The organism is Serratia sp. GW822-FHT06D09, from assembly GCF_058799515.1.
The window spans coordinates 388541-403906 of record NZ_JBXALO010000002.1 but is presented as its reverse complement, the minus strand read 5'-3'; the positions used below and the strand labels follow the sequence as shown (position 1 = coordinate 403906).

Sequence of the window (15366 nt, the reverse complement as noted above, 5' to 3'; positions counted from 1 at the left end):
TTGGGCGCGGTATGCGGCCTCCTCCCTTAAGCAACCACATCCTGGTAATAACGCTGCGCCACATCCGGATGGGAACGGATGCGTCCTTTCAGGTAGTTAAAGCCTACGTCGCGCAACAGCGGATTATGCGGATCGCTGGTTGGGCCATGGGCTTCCGCGGCCAGATGTTCAGGCAGCTGATATACAGGCACCACCGCGTCCAGTCGCGCCCCGAGGAAGAAAGCAATCGACAGTCGATCGCTCCCCGCCGGCGGCGTCTCCACCCGATGTACCGTGGCGCGCAGGTAGCCGTTGGTTGCCAGCTCCAGCAATTCGCCAATGTTGACCACAAAGGTATCCTCAAGCGGTTCGGCGTCAACCCAGCGCCCTTCATCCACTTCAACCTGCAGACCTTTCTGCCGGTCCTGCAGCAGGAAGCTGAGAAAACCGGAGTCTTTATGGGCGCCAACCCCCTGCCCGCTCGCGGTCGCTTCACGCCCTGGATAACGGATCAGTTTGATATGTTCATTGGGTTTGTCGCCGTAGAGCGAATCAAATGCTTGTTCCGGCAGTGAAAGCGACAGGGCAAAGGCGCGCAACAGCCGCAGCGACATGGCGGTCATCGCCTGCTGCCATTGCAATAACAGCGGTTTCAGTTCGGGCAATGCCTCCGGCCATTGGTTCGGCCCTTGCAAACGCGCCCAGCGTGGGGTTGCTTCAGCCAACGGTAGCGCCGCTCGCTCTGCACCGATATCAAACTGTTCGCGCCAGTCCGGCTGGCCGCGGGTCAATTCAGCCGCCGCACGGTTATAGCCGCGAAAATGCGGCGAATGCACCATCTGCACCGCCAGTTTGTCGGCTTCCGGCAGGGCGAAAAACTGCCTCGCCAACCGTTGCAGCTGTGCATTCAGGGCACTATCAACGCCGTGGCCACGCAAATAGAAAAAGCCGACGTCACGCGCCGCAATACGCAAACCGTCAAGAAACGCCTGCCGCTGCCCGGCGTCGCCATCAAGCTGCGAAAGATCCAGCAGCGGCAGCTTCTTCAGCGTCAGTGGGGGTGTCATCATCCTGTTCCTCTTCATCCCCGACAAAAATCGGGCCGGTATAAAGGCGAATTATCAGCATCTTCAACTCCTGGATAGCCAGCGTATTACCCCTATAGTTACCACTGCGGCTCAAGCGTCAGCCAATATTGTTGCGTTCTAAGTTATGCAAACCTTCAACAAAGCGTCGCAAAACTGTCATCAATGCGACTTATGCTCTGCGCAATTTCGTTGTCGCCACTGGCTGGCGACTAACGCTATCCGCTATTCTATAAACAACCCATTCCCCCTCCCTGCCTGCCGGAGAAATACTGATGGATTTAGCCTTATTCGACCTGGATGAAACCCTGATTGATGAAGACAGCGCCAGCCTGTGGATGCGTTGGTTGGTCACTGAAGGGTTTGCACCGGCGGAACTGGAACAGCAGGAACAGCAACTGATGCAGCACTATTATCAGGGCAAGCTGTCCATGGAGGACTACATGCAGGCCACGCTGGCGCCGCTGGCCGGCCTGAGTACCGAAACGGTGGCCGGCTGGGTGCAGCGCTATATTCGCCGCGATATCCTGCCGCGAGTCTACCCTGCCGCCCGCGAGCGGCTGCTGTGGCACCGCGAGCGTGGTGATTGCATTCTGGTCATTTCCGCCACGGGCGAGCACCTGGTGGCCCCCATTGCCGCCCAGCTTGGCGCCGACGGCGCGCTGGCCATCGGCGTCGAAGTGCAAGACGGCCGCTTCACCGGCAACACCTACGGCACCATGACCTACCAACAGGGCAAGGTTATCCGCCTGAAAAAGTGGTTGGCTGAACATCCGGAACTGAGCTTCGAGCACAGCCACGGCTACAGCGACTCCCTCAACGACAAGGCGATGCTGGAATACGTCGACAGCGCCACGGTGATCAACCCCGACAGCGAGCTCAACGCGTTGGCGCTGGAGAATGGTTGGGAGATCTGCCGCTGGGAGCGCTGAATGTGTCGCCCACGTCGGCAAAAAATGCCTTCCAGTGTGACAAGCGCTGAATTGTGGAGTAGGAATAATTAGTTAGGTTGATTAACCCACGTAAAAGAGGCGTTCTATGCTGACCATTTGGGGTCGTGAAAATTCGAACAACGTCAGGAAAGTGCTGTGGTGCGCCGCAGAGTTGGAGCTGAGTTACAGCCATATCAACGCCGGAGGCGCTTTCGGCAAGGTGAACGACGAACTCTACCGTTCATTGAACCCGAATGGCCTGGTGCCGCTGCTGCAAGACGATGACTTTGTGCTGTGGGAGTCCAACACCATAGTGCGCTATCTGGCCGCGAAGTTTGGTAGCGAACCTTTCTACCCGCAGGATCTGCAGGCGCGTGCCAGTGCCGAAAAATGGATGGACTGGACCACGGCCACCATTGTCAGTCACTTTAGCGTGGTGTTCTGGGGTTTGGTGCGTACCAAGCCGGAACTGCGTGACATGGCGAAGATCGAAGCGGCGATTGCCACACTGGAAAAGCATTTCGACATTGTGGAAGACACCCTGGGTCATCAGCCTTACCTGTCCGGTGAAGACTTCGGCATCGGCGATATCCCGCTGGGCAGTTTCGCCTACGCCTGGTTCTCCATGCCGATCAAGCGCCAAGCTCGCCCGAACATGGAGCGCTGGTATAAGCAACTGACCGAGCGGCCAGCCTATCAGCGCGGTGTGATGAGTGAGTTAACCTGAGTTTCCTGCGCCCCGCATCCGCTGGGGCGCAATCCTCTCCTGGAGCCCTACCCGCAGCAGCTTGCCGTTGCTTGCATCGGTTAACAGGTAAAGATAACCGTCAGGCCCGACCCGCACTTCGCGAATGCGTTCACCGCGATCCTCCAGCAGCCTTTCTTCAGAAACCACGTTGTCTCCCTGCAGCGTCAGGCGGATCAGCGCTTCCTGGGCCAGCGCACCAATAAACAGCGAATGCTTCCAGGCAGGGAAACGCGGCGAATCATAGAATGCCATGCCGCTGATACCCGGCGACACCGGCCAATAATGCAGGGGTTGTTCGGTGCCCGCGACCTTCTGCCCTTTCGCCTCCGGGATCGCCAGCCCGGAGTAATTGATGCCATAGGTGGCTATCGGCCAGCCGTAGTTTTTCCCTGCCTGCGGAATATTAACCTCATCGCCACCGCGTGGACCGTGTTCGTTCTCCCACATCACCCCGCTCCACGGATTCAACGCCAGCCCCTGAGGATTGCGGTGACCGTATGACCAAATTTCCGGCCGCTTGCCGGCCTGGCCGACAAAAGGATTATCCGGCGGTACCGCGCCGTCGGCGGTTAAGCGCACCATTTTGCCCTGTAACTTGTCCAGATCCTGCGCCGTCGGCCGCTGATTATTCTCCCCGAGCGCGATAAACAGATTCCCCTGACGATCAAACGCCAGTTTGCCTCCAAAATGATTGCCGACCGACAGCTTGGGTTGCTGGCGGAAAATCACCTTGAAACTCTCCAGCCGTCGGTTGTCGGTGCTAAGTTGCCCGTAGCCTACCGCCGTCCCCGCTTTACCCTCATCGCCCGCTTCGGAGAAGCTGAGGTAAACTCGTCGGCTGGTGGAAAAATCGGGCGCCAGCAACACTTCCAGCAAACCGCCCTGGCCTTCGGCATATACCTGCGGCACACCGGCAATAGGGGCCGAAAGCCCCTGGCCCGGCTGCCACAGCCGTAAACGCCCCGGCCGTTCGGTGATTAACATTCCCTGTTCGCCGGGCAGAAATGCCAGCGACCACGGGTGTTCCAACTTGTCCTGCAATTGCGTTACCGTCGGCGCGGCGTGCAGCAAGCCGCTGAACAACAGCAAAGCGGCTATCATAGTCAATCGGTGCATAGCGTCCTCCTGGACAAAAAACAACCTACTCAGTGTAGCCCAGCAGGCTGATTTTGACGTTTGTTTTAAATTTCAACGTGTTGCCTTTTAGTCAGACTGTGCTTAAGTTAAGGGTTCACCAAGGAGGAAAGATGAACATCACCGTAACCGAGACGCTCAATGAAGACACCCTCGACGTTATTCGTCAGGGGCTTAGAGCCCACAACAGCCCCTATGTGGATCCCAGCTTGCGTAAGCCGCTTGGCATTTATGCCCGGGACACCGCCGGCCAGGTGGTCGCCGGCCTGACCGGCGAGACCTGGGGCAACTGGCTGAGCGTTGAATGGCTATGGGTAGCGGACTCGCAACGCGGCAGCGGCCTGGGGCGTAAAGTATTGCTGGCGGCGGAACGGGAGGCGAAAGCACGCGGCTGCCGCTATGTTCGTTTGGATACCTTTAGTTTTCAGGCGCGGCCGTTCTACGAAAAACTCGGTTATCAACTGCAGATGACGCTGCAGAATTACCCGGTGGAACATGAATGTTACTTTCTCACCAAAACCCTAATTGAATAGCAGGTGACCTGATGGAAACCGCAACCATGGTTGTGAATTGCGTGGCATACAAGGCCGGTGAACGGCTGGGCGAAGTGACCATTGATGATATCAGCGAGGTGGTCAAACAGCCGGATACCTTCGTCTGGCTCGGGCTGTGGCAGCCGGAAGACGCCTTTATGCGCAAAGTGCAAGAGGAGTTCGGGCTGCACGATCTGGCGATTGAAGATGCGCTGTGCGCCCACCAGCGACCGAAGCTTGAAGCTTACGGTGACTCGCTGTTTATCGTGGTCAAAACCGCGCAATGGGGCAATGACGAAATTGAGTACGGCGAAACACACTTCTTCGTGGGCAAGAACTTCCTGATCACGGTACGCCACGGCGAATCACCGAGCTACGCCCCAATCCGCGCCAAGGCCGAAGAGAACCATAAGCAAATGTGCCGCGGCCCGGGCTTTGCCTTGTATTCGGTGTTGGACTTTGTAGTAGATAACTACCGTAGCGTGGTGGCGAAGTTCGAGGCGACCATTGAAGGCATTGAAGCCAACATGTTCAAATCGGAATTTGATCAGGCCGCCATCGAGAACGTCTACACCCTGCGGCGGCACCTGCTGGCGCTGCGCAATGCCGCGATGCCGATGGACGAAATCTGCAATCAGTTGATCCGCCTGCATGAAGAAGTGATCCCGAAAGAGCTGCGCGCCTACGTACGCGACGTGCAAGACCATGCGCATCAGGTGGTCAGCAATATCGACGATATGCGCGAAATGCTGACCAACGCGATGCACGTCAATCTGGCGCTGGTCACCGTAAAACAGAACGAAGTGGTGAAACGCCTGGCCGGTTGGGGGGCGATCCTGGCGATCCCTACGGTGATTTTCAGCCTGTACGGCATGAACTTCGCCGACATGCCAGAGCTGAAGTTCCCCTGGGCCTACCACGCCACGCTGGGGGTCACCGTCGTCGGCTGCTTCTTCCTCTACCAGAAGCTGAAGCGCTCCGGCTGGCTTTAAACGAGGATGGGGCTGCGCATGGCAGCCCCTGATTACCGGTTACTCGGGCTGTACCTGCGGCTGTGGGCTTGGCCGGGTCAATAAGCTGCCCATCACGAAGGCCGCGCCGCCCGCCAGCAAGCCGCCGTAGATAGGGCTGTTGGCTTCAATACCCTGATAATACATCAGCCCCAAAACGCTCAGGCTGCCGGTCAGCATGCTGGCGATAGCGCCGGTGCTGGTGGCCCGCTGCCAGAAAATCGCGCCAATCAGCGGGATCAGCATGCCGCCCACCAGCAGGTTATAAGCCAGCGTCAGCGCCGCCATCACGTCCCGCACCACAAACGCCAACCCCAGCATGATGCAGCCCATGATCAGCGTAGTAAATCGCCCGGCGGCCAGTCCGCCCGAGGGGCGCTTGCGAATCGCCGGCAATACGTCCTCCAGCGCGATGGTCGATGACGCCAGCAGGCAGGCGCTGGCGGTCGACATCAGCGCAGCCAGTGCGGCGGCGGCCACCAATCCGCTGACGCCCGGCGGCAGCACCGCCTGCGCAATGGCGGCAAAAGCCCCGTCGGTATTAGCCAACTGCGGCAGCACCAGCTTGCCGGCCATGCCGATCAACGCACCGGCTACGCCATACAGCACGCAATACACGCCGGCCCCTAATCCGGCATAACGAGCAATAGTGTTGCTGCGGGCGGTAAATACCCGCTGCCAGATATCCTGACCAATCAAAATGCCGAAGAAGTAGATCAGGAAGAACACCGCGATAGTATCCAGCCCGATGGATGATAGCCGGTAGTAGCTATCCGGCAGTTGGCTACTGAACGCCGTCCAACCCCCGGCTTTGACGATGCTCATCGGCATCAGCACCAACATCATGCCAACGGTCATGATGATAAACTGGATAATGTCGGTCAGCGTCAGTGACCACATGCCGCCCAACGTTGAATACAGCACCACCAAACCGCCACCGAGCAAAATCGACGTGATAAACGACAGATCGAACATCACCTGCATCACGCTGCCGATGGCAATGATCGACGTCACCGCCACCATCAGATCGTAGGCCAACATAATAGCGCCGCTGGTGACTCTGGCCGCTGGGTGATAACGACGCGACAGCACCTGGCTGACGGTGTAGAGCTTTAGCTTAAGCAACGGCTTTGCCAACACCATGCTCAGCACCACGATGCCCGCCCCCAGCGCACCGCACAGCCACACGCCAGAGATGCCGTAGGTATAACCCAGTTTGACGCTGCCGATGGTTGACGCCCCGCCCAGCACCACCGCAGACAGGGTGCCCAGATACAAACAGGGCCCCAGATTACGTCCGGCAACCAGATAATCCTCTTTGGTCGTCGCCCGGCGAACGCCTAACCAACCCACCGCTCCTATCACCAAAAAGTAAAACACCACTACCAGCAGATCGAGATTCATGAGTCACTCCGCATGTTTATTATTGTTATTGGATCCAGGCGCAACGGCTCCGCCGGTCAGGTATGGCGACGTCTTATCGCCCAGGCAGCACGCATAACATTTCAAACAGCAGGTTGGCCGCCAGCAGCGCGGTATTACCGGAACGATCGTAAGGCGGTGAGACCTCCACCACGTCGGCGCCGATCAGATTCAGCCCCCGGCATCCTCGGACAATTTCCAGGCCCTGCCATACCGACAACCCGCCAACTTCCGGCGTGCCGGTACCCGGAGCAAACGCCGGATCCAGCCCATCGATATCGAAGCTGAGATAAACCGGCCCACTGCCCATCTGCTCGCGCACTTCGGCCATCAGCGGCGCTAAAGAGCGATACCAACACTCTTCCGCCTGCACCACGCGAAACCCCTGCCGGCGCGACCAGTCGAAATCGGCAGCTTCATAGCCGCTGCCCCGCAGCCCAATCTGCACAACCCACTGGGGTGCCAACAGCCCCTCTTCAAAAGCGCGACGGAAAGTGGTGCCGTGCGCCAGTTGCTCGCCAAACATCTCCTCATTGGTGTCTGAATGCGCATCCACGTGAATTAAACCGACCGGGCCATGACGGCCGGCGGCGGCACGCAGGATCGGCAACGTCAGCGTGTGATCGCCTCCCAGCGTCAGCGGGATGCAGCCATGGGCCAGAATGTCGCTATAGGCCAGTTCGATACGCCGAACGCTGTCCGCCAGACTGTAGGGATTGATGGCGACATCCCCCAGATCGGCAACCTGCAACCGTTCGAAAGGGGCAGCGCCGCTACCCATGTTGTACGGGCGGATCATCACCGACTCCTGACGGATCTGCCGAGGCCCATAGCGCGTGCCGCTGCGGTTTGAAGTGCCAATATCAAGAGGAATGCCAACGAAGGCCGCATCCAGACCGCGCGCATTTTCGGCAACGGGCAGGCGCATCATGGTAGGGATACCGGCAAACCGCGGCATGTCGTTGCCACTTTGGGGTTGATTAAGCATGTGTTTTCCTCGTTCTGGCATGATTTAATTTCAACATTTAGATAACAAATACAGGCTACCCCGATGGCCGACAGGTCTACCATTCCATCTTTGTGATGTAAGCATTGAAAACACCGATGTTTTGTAACGCGTTGAACTGTTGGTTTTATTTGTAATCTGTGACATAAAAAGAGTGATTTTGGCCCGTCAGGGTGACTCCATGGATGTTACCAATCGGTTAACAAGGGAAGTTTTGCGGAGGAAAAGATGCTCACTAATCTAAGCGACATCGATCTGCGGCTGCTGCGGGTGTTCGTCGCCGTCGCGGAGGCCCATGGCGTCAGCGCCGCCCAGGAGCCGCTGTTGATGAATCAGTCGACCATCAGCACCCATCTTGCGACGCTGGAGACCCGGCTGGGGTTTCGTCTGTGCCAGCGAGGGCGCTCCGGCTTTATGCTGACGCCCAAAGGGGAGCGCATATTGATCGCCTGCCGCACGCTGTTTAACGCCGCACGCGACTTCACCCGGGTCAGCCAGTCGCTGAACGGTCTGCTGACCGGCGATCTGCAAATCGGGCTGGTGGATAATCTGGTGTCGCTGCCGGGCAACCCCTTCAGCCGTGCTATCAAACAGTTTCAACGCCGCCATCAGGACGTGCAGTTGCAGTGCCGAATTTGCGCCCCCGGCGAAATTGAACAGGGGCTGCTGAATCAGCAGCTCGATTTGGGCATCGGTTATTTCGGCCAGCAGTTGGAAGCATTGCAGTATCAACCCTGGATAAGCGAAACGCAGGCGGTCTACTGCAGCAGCGATCATCCGCTGTTTACCGCAGAGCAACCGGGTCGCGAACAAATTGAAAATGCACGTTGGGTCAAGCGAGGTTATCTGTTGGCGCAGCAGCTCTGCCCGTTGGCGCCGTTAAACCTCGGTGCCGTCGCCCACCATATGGAGGGGGTCGCCCATCTGGTGCTCAGCGGCGAATATCTCGGGTACCTGCCGACCCATTACGCCGCGCGCTGGGTTGAACAGGGGGCACTGCGGCAGTTAGGCGGGCAGGCGCTCTCCTACCAGGCAACCCTGAGCCTGGTGACCCGACCCGGAGCGCCAAAGGAGGCCTTGTTGGCGCTGATAGAGGATTTGAGCGGATTGGCGCGAGCGCCACAGACAAAAAACCCCGCAGGCGCGGGGTCAGATACTGATATTAATTGACCGGCATGCGCGCCGGATCCGGATACTGATATTCGAACCCCAGCTCATTGCAGATGCGGCTACCGTCCACCAGGCGCCCACCCTGCTCTGCCTCAATGGCGAATTGCGGCGGGGCCAGATGCAGCTGTTCGGCCAGCGCCGGGTAAAATTCACGCTTGGTGGGATGGGCCGGGGCGCAAAGGTTATAAACGTGACCGCCTTTCGGCAGTTTCAGCAACAGTTGAATCGCGGCGATCACATCGTCCTGATGCACCAGATTCACCCCTTGCGAACCGCCTTTGACGTCGACTTTGCCGGCCAGGAAACGACCGGGGTGACGATCCACACCCACCAGTCCCGCCAACCGCAAGATATCCACCGACGTGTTCGGCAGTTCATGCAGCCAACGCTCCAGTTCCACCAGCACTCGCCCCGAAGGCGAAACCGGCTGCAGCGGCGAATCCTCGCGTACCGTGCCGGTAGTTTCACCGTATACCGAAGTCGAACTGGTAAACAGAATACGCGGTACGCCAAAAGCCATCGCGCTGTCCACCAGCATGCGTACCGCATTGAAGTAGTTCTCGCTGCCCTCGACAGTGCGGCGCGCAGGCAATGTCACCACCAGCGCATCAACGCGCAGCAAAGACTCCAGATCCTCGGGTTCGCAAATCAGCTCCGGCGTCATTTCCAACTGATAACATTCAATGCCGCTCATCCGCGCGGCCTCAACGCCATCCGGCGTCGTTTTACTGCCAACGACGTCAAACCCACGGCTCATCAGCGACAGGGCCAACGGCATGCCCAGCCAGCCCAGACCAATAATGGCTACCTTTTTCATCACCTTCCTCTCCTGAAGATCGCAGCGCTTTACCCATTAAGGCTACGCCACTGCGTGAAGTGATACAATCCACCCAGTTTAAGCTTAGGTAAAGTCGCGTCCAGCTAATAACTCAACCTGTTTCAATAAATTAAATTTATGACCGTAAAAAAGGGTTGCGTGACAGACGGCGGATAGTTTAGGTTAATTAGCAATTGAGTTTGTAGCGACTTTATACAGAGAAAACACCATGACACGCATTCAGTTCAGCCACCATCATCACCATCATCCTGACTAGTCTTTCAGGCGATGTGTGCTGGAAGACGGTTTTTTAATCTTCCAGTGGCGCGCAGAATGCAAGAGAGAGCCCTCGGAAGATTTCTTCCGAGGGTTTTTTTTTGGCTCCGGACAGACAGAAAAAATAATTTTTAAAATAAATTCAAATATCCCAAATAATTCGAGTTGCTTGTAGGCGGCAACTGAGTGAATCCCCAGGAGCTTACTCAAGTAAGTGACTGGAGTGAATGAAGGCAGCCAACACCCAAGCCACTTGAAGTATGACGGGTATAAAATTACAGATTAAACAGAGGTTACCATGCTGGACAAAACACGTTTACGGATAGCAATGCAGAAGTCAGGCCGCCTGAGTGATGAATCCCAGGAATTACTGGCGCGCTGCGGCATTAAAATCAACCTGCAGCAACAGCGCCTGATTGCCTTCGCGGAGAATATGCCGATTGATATCCTGCGCGTCCGTGATGACGATATCCCAGGGCTGGTGATGGACGGCGTGGTCGATCTGGGGATTATCGGTGAGAACGTGCTGGAAGAAGAGCTGCTCACCCGCCGCGCTCAGGGCGAAGATCCCCGTTACTTCACCCTGCGTCGCCTGGACTTCGGCGGTTGCCGTCTGTCGCTGGCTACCTCGCTCGACACGGAATACACCGGCCCGCAAAGCCTGCAAGACGCCCGCATCGCCACCTCTTATCCGCACCTGCTGAAACAATACCTCGATAAACAAGGCGTGCGCTTCAAATCCTGCCTGTTGAACGGTTCGGTGGAAGTGGCACCGCGTGCCGGTCTGGCCGACGCCATCTGTGATCTGGTCTCCACCGGTGCCACGCTGGAAGCCAACGGCCTGCGCGAAGTGGAGGTGATTTACCGCTCGAAAGCCTGCCTGATCCAACGTGACGGCGAAATGCCGGAAGCCAAACAGCAATTGATCGACCGCCTGATGACCCGTATTCAGGGCGTGATCCAGGCACGCGAATCCAAGTACATCATGCTGCACGCGCCGAGCGAGCGCCTCGACGAAATCGTTGCGCTGCTGCCTGGCGCGGAACGCCCAACCATTCTGCCACTGGCCGGTGCACAAAATCGCGTGGCAATGCATATGGTCAGCAGTGAAACCCTGTTCTGGGAAACCATGGAAAAGCTGAAAGCGCTCGGTGCCAGTTCGATTCTGGTGTTGCCAATTGAGAAGATGATGGAGTAACGCCATGTCGACTTTCAATACTCCGGTCAATTGGGCAGGTTGCAGCGCCGAACAGCGCGCGGCACTGTTGATGCGCCCGGCGCTCGCAGCCGAAGACAGCATCACCCGCACGGTGAACGAGATCCTCGACAACGTGAAGGCCAACGGTGACCAGGCGCTGCGCGATTACAGCGCCAAATTTGATAAAACCGAGGTTGGCGCGCTGCGCGTCACCGCCGACCAGATCGCCGCCGCCAGCGCTCGTCTGGGTGATGATATAAAACAGGCGATGGCAGTCGCGGTCGCTAACGTCGAAACCTTCCACAATGCACAAAAGCTGCCGCCGGTGGATGTGGAAACCCAGCCGGGCGTGCGTTGCCAACAGGTCACCCGCCCGATCGACTCGGTCGGGCTGTATATTCCCGGTGGCTCCGCGCCGCTGTTTTCTACCGTACTGATGCTGGCGACGCCGGCACGTATCGCCGGTTGCCGTCGCGTGGTGTTGTGCTCACCGCCGCCGATTGCCGATGAAATTCTCTATGCCGCGCAGCTGTGCGGGGTAAAGGAAGTGTTTCAGGTTGGTGGCGCGCAGGCGATTGCCGCTATGGCATTCGGCACCGACTCCGTACCGCGCGTGGCGAAGATCTTCGGGCCGGGCAATGCCTTTGTCACCGAAGCCAAGCGCCAAATCAACCAACGGTTGGACGGCGCAGCGATCGATATGCCGGCCGGTCCTTCCGAGGTGTTGGTGATTGCCGATGCCGGTGCGACGCCGGCGTTTGTCGCCTCTGATTTGTTGTCGCAGGCGGAGCACGGCCCAGACTCGCAGGTGATTCTGCTGACGCCGGACGCCGTTATGGCACAGGCGGTAGCCGAAGCGGTCGAACAGCAACTGGCGCAACTGCCTCGCGCCGAAACCGCTCGTCAGGCGCTGGCCAGTAGCCGACTGATCGTCGCCAAAGATCTGGCCGAGTGCGTGGCGATCAGCAATCAGTATGGCCCGGAACACCTGATCATTCAGACCCGCGATGCCCGCGCCCTGGTCGACAGCATCACCAGCGCCGGTTCGGTATTTCTCGGTGACTGGTCGCCAGAGTCCGCCGGTGACTATGCGTCCGGCACCAACCACGTATTGCCGACCTACGGGTATACCGCGACCTGTTCCAGCCTGGGCCTGGCGGATTTCCAAAAACGCATGACGGTGCAGGAACTGACGCCGCAAGGCTTTATGAACCTGGCCGCCACCATTGAAACCCTGGCTGCCGCCGAGCAGTTGATTGCCCACAAAAACGCCGTCACCCTGCGCGTTGCCGCACTGAAGGAGCAAGCATGAGCATTGAAAACCTGGCGCGCGCCAACGTTCGCGAGCTGACCCCGTATCAATCGGCTCGCCGCCTGGGGGGCAATGGCGATGTGTGGCTGAACGCCAACGAATACCCGATCGCCCCGGAATTCCAACTGACCGCTCAAACCTTTAACCGCTATCCGGAGTGCCAGCCGGCACGGGTGATCGAGCGCTACGCCGATTACGCCGGGGTTAAAAAGGAACAGGTGCTGGTCAGTCGTGGGGCGGACGAAGGCATTGAACTGCTGATCCGCGCCTTCTGCGAGCCGGGCAAAGACGCCATCCTGTTCTGCCCGCCGACTTACGGCATGTACGCCGTCAGCGCTGAAACCTTTGGCGTGGAGCGTCGCACCGTGGCGGCCAAAAAGGACTGGCAATTGGATTTAGCTGCCATTGCCGACAGCCTGGATAACGTGAAACTGATTTACGTCTGCAGCCCAAACAACCCAACCGGTAATCTGATCGATCCCAACGATCTGCGCACCCTGCTGGAAATGGCTAAAGACAAGGCGATCGTCGCGGTTGATGAGGCCTATATCGAATTCTGCCCGCAGGCCAGCGTGGCCGCCTGGCTGAGCGACTATCCGCACCTGGCTGTCCTGCGTACTCTGTCAAAAGCCTTCGCGCTGGCTGGCTTGCGCTGTGGTTTTACTCTGGCCAACGAGGACTTGATCGCCCTGCTGCTGAAGGTGATCGCACCTTATCCGCTGTCTACTCCGGTCGCCGATATCGCTGCACAGGCGCTCAGCACCGAGGGGATCCGCGTGATGCGTCAGCGCGTTAACGAGATTGCCGCCAACCGCAGTTGGCTGCAGCAGGCGCTGCAAAACTGCGCTTGCGTTGAGCAGGTTTTCGCCAGCGACAGCAATTACCTGCTGGCTCGTTTCACTGCATCCAGTAATGTGTTTAAAACCTTATGGGATCAGGGCATTATCTTAAGAGACCAAAATAAACAACCTGGGTTGTCCGGCTGCCTGCGCATCACCATCGGCACCCGTGACGAATGCCAGCGCGTGGTTGACGCGCTGTCTGCCCTGCCCGGTGCAACCGAGACTCGCCAGGAGCCAATGTGAGCCAGAAATTCCTCTTTATTGACCGTGACGGCACGCTGATTGCTGAACCCCCAGAAGACTTCCAGGTTGATCGCCTGGACAAGCTGGCTCTGGAGCCGGACGTCATTCCTTGCCTGCTTGAATTGCAGCAGGCAGGTTACCAACTGGTGATGATCACCAATCAGGATGGCCTGGGTACCGCCAGTTTTCCGCAGGAAACCTTCGATCCGCCGCACGGCCTGATGATGCAGATCCTCAGCTCCCAGGGCATTCACTTCGAAGATATCCTGATCTGCCCACACCTGCCGGCGGACAACTGCGATTGCCGCAAACCCAAAACCGCGCTGGTCAAAGGCTATCTGGAGCCCGGCGTGATGGATACCGCTCACAGCTACGTGATCGGCGATCGTCCCACCGACGTTCAACTGGCGGAAAACATGGGCATTCAGGGCTTGCGCTATCAGCGCGATACCCTGGGCTGGAAAGAGATCACCCGTCAACTGACCCAGCGCGATCGTCATGCGCAGGTTAACCGCGCTACTAAAGAAACCCAGATCGACGTCAACGTCTGGCTGGATCGCGAAGGCGGCAGCAAGATCAAAACCGGCGTGGGTTTCTTCGATCATATGCTGGATCAGATCGCCACCCACGGCGGCTTCCGCATGGACATCAATGTTAAAGGCGATCTGTATATCGACGATCACCACACGGTAGAAGACACCGGTCTGGCGCTGGGCGAAGCCCTGAACAAGGCGTTGGGCGACAAACGCGGCATCGCACGTTTCGGCTTTGTGCTGCCAATGGACGAGTGCCTGGCGCGCTGCGCGCTGGATATCTCCGGCCGCCCGCACCTGGAATACAAGGCTGAGTTTAACTATCAGCGCGTCGGCGATCTGAGCACCGAAATGGTCGAGCACTTCTTCCGCTCGCTGTCTTACACCATGGGTTGCACGCTTCACCTGAAAACCAAAGGCAAAAACGACCATCACCGCGTCGAAAGCCTGTTCAAAGTGTTTGGCCGTACGCTACGCCAGGCGATCCGCGTTGAGGGCAATACCCTCCCGAGCTCGAAAGGAGTGCTGTGATGAACGTGGTGATTTTAGACACCGGCTGCGCCAACCTGTCTTCTGTCACCTACGCGGTGCAGCGACTGGGTTATCAGCCGCAGGTAAGCCGTGACCCGGAGATCGTGTTGCGCGCCGATAAGCTTTTCCTGCCGGGCGTCGGCACAGCACAGGCGGCCATGGATCAGTTGAAGCAACGCGAGTTGATCGATTTGATCAAAGCCTGCACTCAGCCGGTGCTGGGTATTTGCCTCGGTATGCAGTTGCTGGCAAAAAGCAGTGAAGAGAACGGCGGTATCGACACGCTGGGCATTATCGAGACGCCGGTCACCCAGATGACCGACTTCGGTCTGCCGCTGCCGCACATGGGCTGGAACCAGGTGTCGGCACAGGCCGGCCACCATCTGTTCCGCGGCATTGAAGACGGTGCCTACTTCTACTTCGTTCACAGCTATGCGATGCCGATATGCCCAAGCACCATCGCCCAGGCGAACTACGGCGAGCCCTTCACCGCCGCCGTGCAAAAAGACAACTTCTTCGGCGTGCAGTTTCATCCAGAACGTTCTGGAGCAGCCGGTGCGCAACTGTTGAAAAACTTTCTGGAGATGTAGGCAGC

Annotated in this window: 16 protein-coding genes and 1 other annotated feature; of the genes, 11 read left to right on the top strand and 5 right to left on the bottom strand. The window is 58.1% G+C overall.

The genetic code is table 11. The features are described from left to right. Window positions 1-26: 26 nt before the first annotated feature. Entirely contained in the window at window positions 27-1046 is a 1020-nt protein-coding gene (locus AC1RKG_RS05675) for an isopenicillin N synthase family dioxygenase (protein ID WP_048761773.1), read from the bottom strand. Window positions 1047-1339: 293 nt separating this feature from the next. On the opposite strand from AC1RKG_RS05675, the gene AC1RKG_RS05670 reads away from it, so the two are divergent. Both AC1RKG_RS05670 and AC1RKG_RS05665 read left to right on the top strand, forming a co-directional pair. Then, window positions 1340-1996: an HAD family hydrolase gene (locus AC1RKG_RS05670; protein WP_020826057.1), complete on the top strand. Its 657-nt coding sequence runs from the start codon at window positions 1340-1342 to the stop codon at window positions 1994-1996. Between the two features lie 106 nt (window positions 1997-2102). Next, entirely contained in the window at window positions 2103-2723 is a 621-nt protein-coding gene (locus tag AC1RKG_RS05665; RefSeq protein WP_129940202.1) for a glutathione S-transferase family protein, read from the top strand. Here AC1RKG_RS05665 and AC1RKG_RS05660 read toward each other — a convergent pair. Further along, window positions 2715-3860 carry a PQQ-dependent sugar dehydrogenase gene (locus tag AC1RKG_RS05660; protein ID WP_493182330.1) on the bottom strand — a complete coding sequence of 382 codons (1146 nt, stop codon included), beginning with the start codon at window positions 3858-3860 and terminating at the stop codon, window positions 2715-2717. The genes AC1RKG_RS05665 and AC1RKG_RS05660 overlap by 9 nt on opposite strands. Before the next feature lie 131 nt (window positions 3861-3991). On the opposite strand from AC1RKG_RS05660, the gene AC1RKG_RS05655 reads away from it, so the two are divergent. Then, window positions 3992-4411, top strand: a complete 420-nt coding sequence (locus tag AC1RKG_RS05655; RefSeq protein ID WP_115059333.1) for a GNAT family N-acetyltransferase — start codon at window positions 3992-3994, stop codon at window positions 4409-4411. Between the two features lie 11 nt (window positions 4412-4422). Then, window positions 4423-5403: a magnesium/cobalt transporter CorA gene (gene corA, locus AC1RKG_RS05650; protein ID WP_122077970.1), complete on the top strand. Its 981-nt coding sequence runs from the start codon at window positions 4423-4425 to the stop codon at window positions 5401-5403. Between the two features lie 39 nt (window positions 5404-5442). Here the strand turns inward: corA and AC1RKG_RS05645 are convergent, their stop codons facing one another. Both AC1RKG_RS05645 and speB read right to left on the bottom strand, forming a co-directional pair. After that, window positions 5443-6825 (bottom strand): sodium:solute symporter family protein, encoded by a 1383-nt coding sequence (locus AC1RKG_RS05645; protein ID WP_020826052.1) that lies wholly within the window; start codon window positions 6823-6825, stop codon window positions 5443-5445. 73 nt (window positions 6826-6898) lie between these two features. Then, the gene (gene speB / locus AC1RKG_RS05640; RefSeq protein WP_493182328.1) at window positions 6899-7831 is read right to left on the bottom strand and encodes an agmatinase; all 933 of its coding nucleotides are present in this window, start codon (window positions 7829-7831) and stop codon (window positions 6899-6901) included. Between the two features lie 246 nt (window positions 7832-8077). Here speB and AC1RKG_RS05635 point away from each other — a divergent pair, with 246 nt between their 5' ends. After that, complete coding sequence (locus AC1RKG_RS05635; protein WP_020826050.1) at window positions 8078-9019, top strand: LysR family transcriptional regulator; 942 nt, start codon at window positions 8078-8080, stop codon at window positions 9017-9019. Here the strand turns inward: AC1RKG_RS05635 and AC1RKG_RS05630 are convergent. Further along, on the bottom strand, window positions 9012-9836 hold the full coding sequence (locus AC1RKG_RS05630; protein WP_020826049.1) for an SDR family oxidoreductase: 825 nt from the start codon (window positions 9834-9836) through the stop codon (window positions 9012-9014). The two genes, AC1RKG_RS05635 and AC1RKG_RS05630, sit on opposite strands and share 8 nt — an antisense overlap. A 229-nt stretch (window positions 9837-10065) precedes the next feature. Between AC1RKG_RS05630 and hisL the strand changes: the two genes are divergently transcribed. The 6 genes from hisL to hisH all read left to right on the top strand — a co-directional run bounded on the left by hisL (window position 10066) and on the right by hisH (window position 15361). Then, window positions 10066-10113, top strand: coding sequence for a his operon leader peptide (gene hisL, locus AC1RKG_RS05625; RefSeq protein ID WP_101495319.1), 48 nt, complete (start codon window positions 10066-10068; stop codon window positions 10111-10113). Next, window positions 10089-10215: a sequence feature (His leader region), on the top strand. (Overlaps the previous gene by 25 nt.) Before the next feature lie 195 nt (window positions 10216-10410). Continuing rightward, window positions 10411-11310 carry an ATP phosphoribosyltransferase gene (gene hisG, locus AC1RKG_RS05620; RefSeq protein WP_041414374.1) on the top strand — a complete coding sequence of 300 codons (900 nt, stop codon included), beginning with the start codon at window positions 10411-10413 and terminating at the stop codon, window positions 11308-11310. 4 nt (window positions 11311-11314) lie between these two features. Then, window positions 11315-12622, top strand: coding sequence for a histidinol dehydrogenase (hisD, locus tag AC1RKG_RS05615; RefSeq protein WP_493182326.1), 1308 nt, complete (start codon window positions 11315-11317; stop codon window positions 12620-12622). Further along, window positions 12619-13707 carry a histidinol-phosphate transaminase gene (gene hisC, locus AC1RKG_RS05610; RefSeq protein ID WP_493182324.1) on the top strand — a complete coding sequence of 363 codons (1089 nt, stop codon included), beginning with the start codon at window positions 12619-12621 and terminating at the stop codon, window positions 13705-13707. Before hisD ends, hisC begins: the two co-directional genes overlap by 4 nt. After that, window positions 13704-14771 (top strand): bifunctional histidinol-phosphatase/imidazoleglycerol-phosphate dehydratase HisB, encoded by a 1068-nt coding sequence (gene hisB, locus AC1RKG_RS05605; protein WP_129940200.1) that lies wholly within the window; start codon window positions 13704-13706, stop codon window positions 14769-14771. The genes hisC and hisB overlap by 4 nt, the downstream gene beginning before the upstream one ends. Then, window positions 14771-15361, top strand: a complete 591-nt coding sequence (gene hisH, locus AC1RKG_RS05600; protein WP_046374040.1) for an imidazole glycerol phosphate synthase subunit HisH — start codon at window positions 14771-14773, stop codon at window positions 15359-15361. The genes hisB and hisH overlap by 1 nt, the downstream gene beginning before the upstream one ends. Window positions 15362-15366: the final 5 nt, after the last annotated feature.